Source organism: Allobosea sp. Root483D1 (assembly GCF_001429505.1).
Lineage (GTDB): Bacteria > Pseudomonadota > Alphaproteobacteria > Rhizobiales > Beijerinckiaceae > Allobosea.
The window spans coordinates 425018-437500 of the sequence record NZ_LMJW01000001.1 but is presented as its reverse complement, the minus strand read 5'-3'; the positions used below and the strand labels follow the sequence as shown (position 1 = coordinate 437500).

The following is a 12483-nucleotide window of genomic DNA, read 5'->3' as shown; positions in this document are numbered from 1 at the left end:
GATGCCGCCATGTCGCTCCGCGCCCATCTCCATCTCCTGGTCACGGCCCTGCTTCTGGCTGCGGCGGTCGGCTTCGCCCAGCCCGGCGCGGCTCAGCAGATCAACCCGACGGCTGACTCGGTCAAGGAGAAGCAGTTCCTCGACGCGCTGAAGGGCAATCCTTCCGCCGAGCTGCAGGGCCGCATCACGATTCCCGACACCAAGGCGGCGACGCTGGAGCGGCCGGCAGGGCGCGAGTGGCGCGCCTTCCACCAGAACACCATGACCAAGATCGGCGCGGTTTCCGTGCTCGGCATGCTGATCGTGCTGATCGCCTTCTATCTCATTCGCGGCCGCATCCGGATCGAGAGCGGCCCGTCCGGGCAGACCCTGACGCGCTTCAACGGCTTCGAGCGCTTCATGCACTGGCTCACCGCCGCCTGCTTCATCGTGCTGGCGCTGTCCGGGCTCAACGTCACTTTCGGCAAGGCGCTGCTGCTGCCGCTGATCGGCCCGGAGGCGTTCACCAATATCTCGATCGTGGCGAAATGGGCCCACAACTATCTCGCCTGGCCGTTCATGCTCGGCATCGCCCTGATGTTCCTGGTCTGGATCAAGGACAATATACCCAGCATGATCGACGTCCGCTGGTTCGCGGCCGGCGGCGGCATCGTCGGCAAGGGGCACCCGCCGGCAAAGCGCTTCAATGGCGGCCAGAAGATCGTGTTCTGGACGGTGGTGCTCGGCGGCGCGGCGCTTAGCGTCTCCGGCATCTATCTGCTCTTCCCGGCAACCGCGGGCGGTGTGCTCAACCTTCAGTTCTGGAACGTGGTCCACGGCATCGTCGGCGTGCTGATGGTCGCCGCCATCCTCGCCCACATCTATATCGGCACGATCGGCATGGAGGGCGCCTTCGATGCGATGGGCTGCGGCGAGGTCGATCTCAACTGGGCCAGGGAGCATCATTCGCTCTGGGTCGCCGAAGAGATGCGCAAAGGACATGCCGGGAGCGGCAAGCTGCAGCCGGCGGAGTGAATTTTTGCCGCGCTTGACCCGCTGACGGCATTTGCACGATGACAGCCGGGCGCGTCTTGCGCCCGGCTTTGTCTTTTTGAGGATGTCGTTGTCGATGCGCGTGATCGGACTGGCGGGCTGGAGCGGGGCCGGCAAGACGACCCTCCTCACAAAGCTGATCCCGGAGTTCAACCGCCGCGGCGTCCGGGTCTCGACGATCAAGCACGCCCATCACGCCTTCGATCTCGATACCCCCGGCAAGGATTCATGGGCCCATCGGCAGGCCGGCGCCTCCGAGGTGCTGATCTCGTCGGCGAAGCGCTGGGCGCTGCTGCACGAATTGCGCGACGAGCCCGAATTGGCCCTGCCGGATCTGCTGGCGCGCCTGTCGCCGGTCGACCTCGTCATCGTCGAGGGCTTCAAGCGCGATCGGCACGCCAAGCTCGAGGTCTATCGCGCCGCCAACGGCAAGCCGCCCTTGCATCCGGATGATCCCAGTATCGTTGCGATCGCCAGCGACACACCCCTTCCGGACGCCGGGCGGCCGGTGATCGGGCTCGACGACGTCCCCGCCATCGCCGATTGTCTCTTCGCCAAGGCGCAGCCGCTCGACGCGGTGCTGGCCCGGGCGAAAGGAGATTTCTGACGATGGCGCAGCTCAGCGCGGATGCCGACGCCTTCGGGCCGATGCTGACGATCGAGCAGGCGGCCGAGCGCGCCGCCGAGCACATCACGGCAGTGGCGGGCTCCGAGACCGTGCCGCTTGCCGCGGCGGACGGGCGCGTGTTGGCCGCGGACATCGTCGCGCCGGTCGACCTGCCGCCCTTCGCCAACTCGGCGGTCGATGGCTATGCGGTCCGCTTCGCCGATCTGGCGGCAGCGGGGGAAACCCGCCTGCTGCTCTCCGGCCGCGTCGCGGCAGGCGCGGATGCGGCCGACGTCACGACCGAGAACCGCGCAGTGCGCGTCTTCACCGGCGCGCCGATGCCAGCAGGCGCCGATACGGTCTTCATGCAGGAGGACGTTGGGCTGGACGCCGGCGCGGTCATCCTGCCGGCCGGGCTGAAGCGCGGCGCCAACGCACGGCCGGCGGGCGAGGACCTGCCGCGGGGCGATACGGCGCTCGCTGCGGGCCGGCGCCTGCGTCCGCAGGACCTGGCGCTGCTCGCTGCGCTCGGCCTGACGAAGGTCGCGGTGCGCCGCCGCGTCCGGGTGGCGATCTTCTCGACCGGCGACGAACTCAACGAGCCCGGCACGGCCCTGCCGCCAGCCGGCATCTACGATGCCAATCGCAGCCTGCTGCGAGCGCTCGTGACCCATGCTGGCGCGGAGGTCGTCGATCTCGGCATTCTCAAAGATGAGCGCGAGAGCCTCGTGCGGAGGCTGCGCGAGGCGGCTGCGGACTGCGATTTGATCCTGACCTCCGGCGGCGTCTCGACCGGGGAGGAGGATCACGTCAAGGCCGCGGTCGAGCGCGCCGGCGAGCTCGCCTTCTGGCGCGTCGCGATCAAGCCCGGCCGACCGGTGGCGATGGGGCTCGTCGCTGGCACCCCCTTCATCGGCCTGCCCGGCAATCCGGTCGCGGTCTTCGTCACCTTCGCCTTCGTCGCCCGCACCGTGATCGCGCTTCTCTCGGGCACGCAGCCCGTGCGGCTGCCCGGGCTGCCCGTCAGGCTCGGCTTTGCCTACAAGAAGAAGGCGGGCCGGCGCGAATATGTTCGTGTCTCGCTGGCGCCCGGTCCCGACGGCATCGCGGTGGCGCGAAAGCATCCGCGCGACGGGGCCGGCGTGCTGACCTCGCTGACCGAGACCGACGGGCTGGTCGAGCTCTCCGACGAGCTGACCAGCGTCGCGGAAGGTACGATCGCGCCCTTCCTCGCTTATGAGATGCTGACGGGCTGAAGCATCGGACCGAAAAGTGGAATCCACTTTTCGGAACAATCTGATGCGCAATCCAAAGCTCAGTCGCGCCGGAAGATCACCGTCGCCAGCCAGCCCAGCAGCAGCGCCACCGCGACCGTCGCCAGGCCGTAGAGGAGCGGCCGGTCATGCGCGGCCGAGGTCATGCGCTGTTCCGCGCCGGTCTTCACCACCTCGAAATTGGTGGTCTGGCGCGCCAGGATCGAGCCGCCGGCATAGAGCAGCACCTCGACCTCATAGGGGCCGGTCGGCGCGATCGCCGGGATCTTGATCTGCGAGCTGAACAGCGCCGGCGACAGGAAGGTGACGCCACGCTCGTCGAGCGTATAGAGCTGCTTGCCTTCGAGCGTCCGGATCAGCGCGTCGCGGAAGCGGGCGATGTCGAACTCGAAGTCGAAGCCCCCCTGCGGCCGTTGCGCATTGGCGAGGCCGATGCGGTCGCGCCGCGCCGCCTCCTCGGACAGGATCTCCTTGATCGGCCGATTGGTCGCGACCGACAGATAGATCGAGCGATCCGGAAAGCGCCGCTGGGTGCGGTTGATCCAGATCGGACCGACGCGTTCCTTCTCGCGCACGATCAGCATGCGCTGCGGCCCGCGCACCGTGACGACGATGTCGTAGGGGTCGGCGCGCGCCACCGAGCGCCCGTCGCGCTCGACCAGGCCGAACACGGCGAGCTGGTCGCCGGTAAAGTTGGAGGCGATCGCGATCCGGTGGGTCGACAGTGCCGCAATCAGCGCCTCGGCCTTCGCCGGAACGCTGGCGAGTGCCGCGAGGCAGGTCGCAGCGAGGGCGAGGGCCGCGCGTCTCATCGCTGCGCTCCTTCCGGCACGACCACCGAATAGGGCTCGTTCGGCGGCAGGAAGAGCTCGACCGCGAAGCGCAGGCCGACCGCGAGGATCAGCAGCGCCAGCAGCAGCCGGAACGATGAGACGTTGAGATTGCGCGCCGCCCGGCCGCCGAATTGCGCGCCGATGACGCCGCCGACCAGCAGCAGCATGGCGAGGATGATATCGACCGACTGGTTGGTGACGGCGTGCAGCACCGTCGCGCCGGTCATGGTGACCAGGATCTGGAACAGCGAGGTGCCGACCACCACTGCCGGCGGAATCCGGAAGAAGTAGATCAGCGCCGGCACGAGCATGAAGCCGCCGCCGACGCCAAGTACCGCGCCGATGAAGCCGATGATGACGGCAAGGCCGACGATCGGGATCACGCTGGCATAGAGTTGTGAACGCGGGAAGCGCATGCGCAGCGGCAGGCCCATCCAGGGCGGGTGCGAGCCGGCCTCGCGCAGCCGGCGGGCCGGCTTGCCGCGGCGGTCGCGCAGCGCGGCGCGCACCGCGTCGAACAGCATCAGCCCACCGATCAAGGTGAAGAGCGTGACGTAAGAGAGGGTGATGACCAGCTCGAGCTGGCCGAGGCGCCGCATCGAGTTGAAGAACAGCACGCCCATGATCGTGCCGAAGATGCCGCCCGAGACCAGGATGCCGCCGAGCTTGAAGTCGAGCGCGTTGCGTCGCCAATAGGTCAGCACGCCGGTCATCGACGAGCCGGCGACCTGCGCAGCGACGGTCGCGACCGCGACGGCGGGGGGAATGTCGAGGAAGATCAGCAGCGGCGTCAGCAGGAAGCCGCCGCCGACGCCGAACAGGCCCGAGATGAAGCCGACCGCGCCGCTCAGCCCGAGGACGAGGAAAATGCTGATCGGCAGTTCCGCGATCGGGAGATAGATCTGCACTCTTCCAAAACCCCGTCGGCCGTCGGTGCCTTCCCATGTCGGGCATGGTCTCGCAAAAGTGGATACGACTTTTGCGACGAGAACATGCCCAACCGGCTGAGCCGGCATGAATTTCTGGCTCGGCCGGAGCCGGCCGAACGAAAAACGCGCCGTAGCCGTGACGCTACAGCGGAAACCTTTTCAATTTGTGCAGCTTTGAACCGATCTCGGGTACAGGCCTCGGCCTGCACCGTCGGGCTCAGCCGCGGCCGGGCTTGGCTGGCTTCTTGGCGGCAACCGGCGCCTCGTCCCAGCCCTTGGCCGGCGGCGTGACCTCGTTGGCGTTCGCCTCGAGTGCCTTCGGCTTCCAGCTCTCCGCTGTCGCCTTGGCCGCTGCGAGATCACTCGCGGAAAGCCGGCCCGCCACTTCGTCGCGCTTGCGGCCCGCATCCTCGTCGCCCTGGGCGGCAGCGATCGCGAACCAGCGATAGGATTGGCTAAGATCGGCCGGCGCGCCGAGGCCTCGGCCGAGCAGGATGGCGAGATTGTACTGGCTGTCGCGCACGCCATGCTCGGCGGCGCGGCGGAACCATTCGGTCGCCGTCGTATAGTCCGGCTTGCCGCCGGCGCCTTCGGCGTAGAGCACGGCGAGATTGTGCATCGCCTTGGCGTTGCCGCGTTCGGCGGCGCGCCCGTACCAGACCTTGGCGAGCGCCGGGTCGCGATTGGTGCCGATGCCCTTCTCGAACATGTTGCCGAGCCGGAACTGCGCCGGCGTAAGGCCGGCGACGGCGGCGCGCTCGAACAGGCGAAGCGCCAGCTTCGGATCGCGGTTGCCCGGGCCGTCGGCCGCCTGGGCGGCGATCTGGTAGACGGCGCGGGCATCGCCCGCGAGCGCCGCCTTGCGCATGCCGGCACTGCCGGCAGTGCCCGGCAACTCGCCGATTCCGGTGACGCTCTCGACCGCCTCGGACGGGCTCTGCAGCGGCAGCGAGGCGACCATCGATGGCACCGAGGCGATCGGCGGGAGCTCGGCGCTCGCCGCCTGGGCCGGGGCGGGCGCGGCGGCCTGCGCCGGTGTCGTGCCGATCTGCAGCGCCGAGCTTTGGTCCTTGGCCGGCGGGGTCGCCGGCTCGGCCGGGGCGCTCTGCGGCGCCGGCTTGGCCGCAGGGGCCTCGACGGGAGCAGCAGCGGTCGGCTTGGCCCCGCTGCTCTCGTTCGCCACCTGCTTCTCGGCGCTGCCCTTCTGGCCGCCGGAGAACACCTGCGCGGCGCCGATCGCGAGAACCAGCGCGGCGAGGCCGAGCAGCAGCGGCCGCCGGCGCTTTTCGAGGATCGCCTTGAGGCGTCCGCCGGAGGCGGGCTTGCCGGGCTTGGCAGTCTCGGACGCTGCGGCCGGGTTGGCGGCGGCGGCCTCGCTGGCGGCCTTGGCCGAGCGGCGCGCCGCAGCGATCAGGCTCTGGCGCACGGCCTGGGGATCGTTGCCCTGCGGGGCCGGGGCATCGGGACGCGGCCGGCCGGAGCCGGGCTCCAGCGGCATGTCNGCCCGCCGATCCGTGGCGGGCGCTGCTCGGCCGCGAAGCGCTCGGCCATCGGCATGGCGGGAGTCGCCACCTTGATCTCTTCGGCCGGGGCGGGCGCCCTGACACGCGGTGCGGGGGCGGGTTCGGCACTGTAGCGCTCGCGCTCGCCGCCCAGCTCGGCTTCGAGATCGCCGAGACGGCCGATGATGGTCTCCAGCGTCCGATGCACGGCGCCGATCGCATCCTGGGTCTCGCGCCCGGTCGAGACATGGCTCTCGCGCAGGCCGCTCATCAGGTCGCTGAGCTCGGACAGGCTCGCGCCGCGCGACGAGGGCAGGTCGGCCATGGCGGCGCGCGCTGCGCGTTCCGCGGCGGCGGTGGTGTCCTCGCGCATGCTCTGGAGGTGGACGACCAGGTCCTGCAGCGTCCGCTCGATGCCGTGCTCGGCCGAGCGCGTCGCGGCCTGCTGGTCGAGCCGCTGGGTCAGGCCCTCGATCTGGCGCTCGAGCGCGTCGAAGGACTCGGAGCCGGCGCCGGGCCGGCCGGCTTCGTCGATCTTCGCGGCGAGGCCGCGCAGCATGTCCTCGACCGGGCGCATGTCGACCCGCGCGAGGGGAGCCCCGCCATCGTCGACCATCTGGGCGAGAGTGCTCGAGGCTGCGAGTTGCTCGACGCGGTCGGTCAGGACCTCGATCCGGTCCTCGAGCCGGCTCGGTGGCCGCTCGGCCAGATGCTCGAGCTTGATCACCAGCGCTTCGATGCGCCCGGCGAGTTCGTTGGAGGCGGGGCGGCCGATGGCGTCGAGCTCACTGATGCGGGCGACCAGCTGGTCGACCTGCCCATCGATGACCGACGTCTTCATCGACGGCAGCGAGTCGATCTTATGGGCGAGCGACTCGACCTGGCGCGACAAAGCGAGCATGGGCCCGCTTTCGCTGGAGCGCTCGCGGTCGCTGTGCAGGCTCTCGCGCACGTCCTCGATCGCCAGGGACAGGCTGCGCAGGTCGCGCGTGTCGTCGCGCAGGCGGCCGACATCCGAGGTCAGGGCATTGAGCTGCAGCGACAGATCGTCGAAGCGCCGGCCGTCCGGGGCGGAGACGATCTCGCGCAGCTCGGCCAGCTCGTTCAGGATCGGGGCGATCACCTGGCGGTCGCCGCCGCGCGTAGCGAGGGCGTCGACCTTGGCAGCGAGATGGGCGACCTCCAGCTCGAAGCGGCTGTAGCTCTCCTGCGGGCGCGTCTCCGACAGGCGGCCGATCTCGGCCTCGATCCGGGCCAACGGCTTCAGGACGGGGTCGAGCCGTTCGCGTCCGTCGAGGCGGTCGAGCCGGGTCCCGATCTCGCCGATCGCCCGTTCGAGCGGCTTGTAGGCGGCGCGCTGCTCCTCGGCCCGCATCGCCGGCTGGGCCGGGGCGATCCGGTCGCTCAGCTGGCGCAGATCGTCGCGCAGGTTCGCCAGCGTCGGCGCGTGGCTCGAACGCTCGATAGCCGGCGTCCTCGGCCCCTCGTCCAGGGCGCGCTGGCGCGAGCGGATGTCGGAAACCGCAGCGGCGAGGCCATCACGGCTCAAGGCCGGGCGCGCCGGCTGCACCACCGGCCGGCGGTTGGCCTCCGTGGCCCGGCGCTCGATCTCGCTGAGGCGCTCGCCCATCGCCTTGATGGAATCGGCGATCACGCTGGTGGTGCGCTCCTGGCGCTCGACCGTGGCGCGTTCGCCCTGCGACAGGCGGCTCTCGGTGCGCTCCATCCATTGCGCGATCGAATCGAGTGCGTTCGCCGTGCGGGCGTTGCTGTCGCGGGTCAGGCGCTCGGCCATGGCGGCCTGGGTGATGAAGGCGTCGATGCGCTCGCGCGTCGGATCGGGCCGGGCGGCCTGGGGGGGCGCAGCCGTCTGCATCCCGCCTTGGGAAAGGCGGGCGAGGCGTTCCGACAGGGCGACGATGTCCTGCTCCTCGGCCTCGTGCGTGACGGTCTCGGACTCCCCTGCCTCTTCACGAATCTTGCTGTCGAGCCACTCGCCGAGCGTCATCCCGGCGCGACGCGCGGCGGTTTTCGCCGCGTCACGTGTGCGCGGATCGACGCCCTTGACGCTCCAGGGCAGGCTGGTCGCCATGTTACGCTCGCCTCGAGGGGCAGTCTTGACCAAAGAGCACTCGCTGCCCCCTCAGGCGGCGGCGCCCTTGCGATCTCGGCAATCATGAACATCGGGTTGATGCGGCTGACGCTGGAGATCGCGGCACCGACTTTTCGCTGTCACGGTAAACAGAGCGTTAAGATCGAGCGCCCGGGCGTTAATTTTCCGGAAACACCTGTCGCGGCAGGTTGCCCGGGGCGGGCATAACGGTAACTTACCCCCGGCCGGTGGAGAATGACGTGACGTAAGGGAGCCGCAGCGCCTACATTGCCGGCAACGCAGGGGTGCCTCCAACGGGTCGCTGCCCCGCCCGCAACCTCTAAGGAATGAACATGTCGCGCCAAAGCTCGGCTCTGGCGGCCACACCAAGTCACGACGGCCGCTCCGCCTCCCCTCTGACGACGAATGCCAGCGAAGCCGATGGCTTCACCATCAGCGATCTCGCCCGCGAATTCGGCGTCACGCTGCGCACGCTGCGCTTCTATGAATCGCGTGGCCTGCTCGCTCCGGCTCGCTCTGGTCTGACCCGGATCTATTCCAGCCGCGACCGCGCCCGCCTCGCTCTCATCCTCAAGGGCAAGCAGCTCGGCTTCACGCTGGTCGAAATCCGCGCCATGCTCGCCAACGAGGAAGGCAAGGAGATCAAGGGCAAGGAACCGTCCGCCTCGGTCGGCGGCCTCCAGCTCAGCCGCAGCCAGATCGCCGAGCAGCTCGATTTGCTGCGCAGCCAGCGCGCCGAGATCGAAGCCGCCATCGCCGAGCTCGAGGCGACCCTGGCGCGCCTCGACGCCTGATACGGCCCGGTCGCCCGACCGGCGTCCTTGGAAAATCACGATGCCCTGAACCCTCTCCGGTTCAGGGCATTTTTCGTTTGCAAGCACCGCGTGTGCCGCGCCAATCTCTCGCAACGACGCTGTCCAGGCGAAAAAGTTGACGTGGCCCCTTGGCAAGTCGCGACCAGATAGTTTATATGTGAACTATCTCGAAGCGCCGCTGTCATATCAAGCCGGCAAGCTTCGCCATGATGGCTGCACGAAACGCCAGGGAGGGATGCGATGCCGGTCTACAAGGCACCCGTCGAAGACACGCTGTTCCTGCTCAACGACGTCTTCCAGTTCGAGCGCTACAACAACCTCCCGGGTTTCGCCGAGGCGACGCCGGACCTGGTCGAGGCCGTGCTCGGTGAGGGCGCCAAGCTCTGCGAGGAGGTGCTGCAGCCGCTCAACCATTCCGGTGACAAGGAAGGCTGCAAGCGCAACGACGACGGCTCGGTGACGACGCCGAAGGGCTTCAAGCAAGCCTATGAGGCCTATGCCGCCGGCGGTTGGGTCGGGCTCGCCATGGATCCCGAATATGGCGGCCAGGGCCTGCCCTATACGCTCGGCGCCATCATGAACGAGTTCTCATCGTCGGCGAACATGGCCTTCTCGATGTATCCGGGCCTGACCATGGGTGCGATGGCTGCGCTCTATGTCCATGGCTCCGACGAGGTGAAGCGCACCTATCTGCCGAAGATGGCCGAAGGCACCTGGTCGGGCACGATGAACCTGACCGAGCCGCATTGCGGCACCGATCTCGGCCTGATCAAGACCAAGGCCGTGCCGAACGGCGACGGCTCCTACTCCATCACCGGCACCAAGATCTTCATCTCGGCCGGCGAGCAGGACATCACCGAGAACATCATCCACCTTGTGCTCGCCCGCATCGAGGGCGCGCCCCAGGGCGTCAAGGGCATCTCGCTCTTCGTCGTGCCGCGCAATGCGATCGGCGCGGACGGTGCTGTCGGAGAGAACAACAAGGTCTCCTGTGGCTCGATCGAGCACAAGATGGGCATCCACGCCAATTCGACCTGCGTCATGAACTATGACGGGGCGAAGGGCTGGCTGGTCGGGACCGAGAACAAGGGTCTCAACGCCATGTTCGTGATGATGAACGAGGCCCGCCTCGGCGTCGCGATCCAGGGGCTGGCCCAGTCCGAGGTCGCCTACCAGAACGCCGTCGTCTACGCCAAGGACCGCCTGCAGGGCCGCGCGCTGACCGGCGCCAAGAACCCCGACAAGGCCGCCGACCCGATTATCGTCCATCCGGACGTGCGCCGCACGCTGATGTCGATCAAGGCCTTCAACGAGGCGGCACGCGCCTTCGTGCTCTGGAATGCGATCAAGTCGGACGTCGCCCACCGCTCGACCGACGCCGCCGAACGCCAGGCCGCCGACGACCAGCTCGGCCTGATGACGCCGGTGCTCAAGGGCGTGCTCACCGATGTCGGCTTCGACAATGCGGTGAAGGCCCAGCAGATGTATGGCGGCCATGGCTACATCGCCGAATGGGGCATGGAGCAGTTCGTCCGCGATGCCCGCATCGCCATGATCTACGAGGGCGCCAATGGCGTGCAGGCGATGGACCTGGTTGGCCGCAAGCTCGGCCGCGACGGTGGCCGCGCCATCATGGCCTTCTTCAACGAGGTCGGCGCTTTCGTGAAGGAGAACGAGGCTGACGAGGCGCTGAAGCCGCTCCTGGTTTCGCTCGCAACCTCGCTCGGCCATCTCCAGCAGGCGACGATGTGGTTCATGCAGAACGCGCTGGCCAAGCCGGACAATGCCGGCGCCGGCGCGCATGACTACATGCACCTTCTCGGCCTGGTCTCGCTCGGCTATATGTGGGCGAAGATGGCCAAGGTCGCGCAGGACAAGCTCAAGGCCGGCGCCAATGGCCAGGCCGAGCGCATGAATGCCAAGCTCGTCACTGCCCGCTTCTTCATGGAGCGCTCGCTGCCCGAGACCGCCGCCCATCTGGCGCGGATCACCACGGGCGCGGATTCGACCATGGCGCTCGCGCCGGAACTATTCTGACCGACCGTCATTGCGAGAAGGCCGCAAGGCCGACGAAGCAATCCAGAAGCCTCACGCAGACCGCTGGATTGCTTCGCTTCGCTCGCAATGACGGCTAGGCTCAACGCAAAAGTCCACATGGGAGGCCTTGATGGCTGACGCCTTCATCTACGATCACGTCCGGACGCCGCGCGGCAAGGGCAAGGCCGACGGTTCGCTCCACGAAGTCACCGCGATCGAACTGGGCACGCAGACGCTGCGCGCCATCAAGGAGCGCAACAATCTCGACACCAAGCTGGTCGAGGACGTCGTCTTTGGCTGCGTCGATCCGGTCGGCGAGGCCGGTGCCGATATCGCCCGCACCGTCGCGCTGAAAGCCGGCTACGGCAAGGAAGTGCCGGGCGTGCAGATCAACCGCTTCTGCGCATCCGGCCTCGATGCGGTGAACCTTGCCGCGGCGCAGGTCATGTCCGGCCAGAAGGAGATGGCGATCGGCGGCGGCGTCGAGAGCATGTCCCGCATCGGTATGGGCGCCTCGGGCTTCGGCATCGCGGTCGACCCGTCCGTCGCGATCGACACCTATTTCATGCCGCAGGGCGTCTCGGCCGACCTGATCGCGACCAAATACGGCTTCTCGCGCGACGACGTCGACGCCTATGCCGTGCGCTCGCACAAGCGCGCCGCCGCTGCCTGGGCTGACGGCCGCTTCAAGAACTCGGTGATCCCGGTCACCGACGTCAACGGCTTGATCCTGCTCGACCGCGACGAGACCATTCGCCCGAACACCGACATGCAGACGCTCGCCTCGCTCAAGGCCTCCTTCGTCCAGATGGGCGAGATGGGCGGCTTCGATGCGGTCGCGACAGCCGCTCACCCGGATGTCGAGTTCGTCAATCACGTCCATCACGCCGGCAATTCCTCCGGCATCGTCGACGGCGCCGCGGCCGTGCTCGTCGGCTCGAAGAAGGCCGGCAAGGCGTCGGGCCTGAAGCCCCGCGCCCGTATACGCGCCTTCGCCACCACCGGCTCCGATCTCGGGCTGATGCTGACCGGCCCGGTCGACGTCACTGAGCTCGTGCTGAAAAAGGCCGGGATGAGCGTGAAGGACATCGACCTGTTCGAGCTGAACGAGGCTTTCTCCTCGGTCGTGCTGCGCTACCAGCAGGCCTTCGACATCGACGACGCGGTGCTCAACGTCAACGGTGGCGCCATCGCCATGGGCCATCCGCTCGGCGCCACCGGCGCGATGATCCTGGGCACCGTGCTCGACGAGCTCGAGCGGACGAACAAGCAGGTCGCGCTGGTCACCCTCTGCGTCGCCGTCGGCATGGGCGTTGCCACCATCATCGAACGGGTTTGAGG

The 12483-nt window shown here is 68.3% G+C and carries 9 protein-coding genes; 6 read left to right on the top strand and 3 right to left on the bottom strand.

The window, feature by feature from the left end; all coding sequences use genetic code 11:
• Positions 1 to 9: 9 nt before the first annotated feature.
• From ASE66_RS02120 to glp, 3 genes are all read left to right on the top strand, one after another.
• On the top strand, positions 10 to 1014 hold the full coding sequence (locus ASE66_RS02120; RefSeq protein WP_057187917.1) for a formate dehydrogenase subunit gamma: 1005 nt from the start codon (positions 10 to 12) through the stop codon (positions 1012 to 1014).
• A gap of 94 nt (positions 1015 to 1108) precedes the next feature.
• The gene (gene mobB / locus ASE66_RS02115; RefSeq protein ID WP_057187916.1) at positions 1109 to 1639 is read left to right on the top strand and encodes a molybdopterin-guanine dinucleotide biosynthesis protein B; all 531 of its coding nucleotides are present in this window, start codon (positions 1109 to 1111) and stop codon (positions 1637 to 1639) included.
• A gap of 2 nt (positions 1640 to 1641) precedes the next feature.
• Positions 1642 to 2895 carry a gephyrin-like molybdotransferase Glp gene (glp, locus tag ASE66_RS02110; RefSeq protein ID WP_057187915.1) on the top strand — a complete coding sequence of 418 codons (1254 nt, stop codon included), beginning with the start codon at positions 1642 to 1644 and terminating at the stop codon, positions 2893 to 2895.
• 59 nt (positions 2896 to 2954) lie between these two features.
• On the opposite strand, the gene ASE66_RS02105 is transcribed toward glp, so the two are convergent.
• From ASE66_RS02105 to ASE66_RS33900, 3 genes are all read right to left on the bottom strand, one after another.
• On the bottom strand, positions 2955 to 3725 hold the full coding sequence (locus tag ASE66_RS02105; RefSeq protein WP_057187914.1) for a TIGR02186 family protein: 771 nt from the start codon (positions 3723 to 3725) through the stop codon (positions 2955 to 2957).
• On the bottom strand, positions 3722 to 4654 hold the full coding sequence (locus ASE66_RS02100) for a sulfite exporter TauE/SafE family protein (protein WP_057187913.1): 933 nt from the start codon (positions 4652 to 4654) through the stop codon (positions 3722 to 3724). The genes ASE66_RS02105 and ASE66_RS02100 overlap by 4 nt, the downstream gene beginning before the upstream one ends.
• A gap of 238 nt (positions 4655 to 4892) precedes the next feature.
• Positions 4893 to 5543, bottom strand: coding sequence for a tetratricopeptide repeat protein (locus ASE66_RS33900; RefSeq protein WP_413814242.1), 651 nt, complete (start codon positions 5541 to 5543; stop codon positions 4893 to 4895).
• Between the two features lie 3079 nt (positions 5544 to 8622).
• Here ASE66_RS33900 and ASE66_RS02085 point away from each other — a divergent pair.
• The 3 genes from ASE66_RS02085 (at position 8623) to ASE66_RS02075 (ending at position 12481) form a co-directional block, all read left to right on the top strand.
• The gene (locus ASE66_RS02085; protein ID WP_082613134.1) at positions 8623 to 9084 is read left to right on the top strand and encodes a MerR family transcriptional regulator; all 462 of its coding nucleotides are present in this window, start codon (positions 8623 to 8625) and stop codon (positions 9082 to 9084) included.
• A gap of 261 nt (positions 9085 to 9345) precedes the next feature.
• Positions 9346 to 11142, top strand: a complete 1797-nt coding sequence (locus ASE66_RS02080) for an acyl-CoA dehydrogenase C-terminal domain-containing protein (RefSeq protein WP_057187910.1) — start codon at positions 9346 to 9348, stop codon at positions 11140 to 11142.
• Positions 11143 to 11272: 130 nt separating this feature from the next.
• Positions 11273 to 12481 (top strand): acetyl-CoA C-acetyltransferase, encoded by a 1209-nt coding sequence (locus ASE66_RS02075; RefSeq protein ID WP_057187909.1) that lies wholly within the window; start codon positions 11273 to 11275, stop codon positions 12479 to 12481.
• Positions 12482 to 12483: the final 2 nt, after the last annotated feature.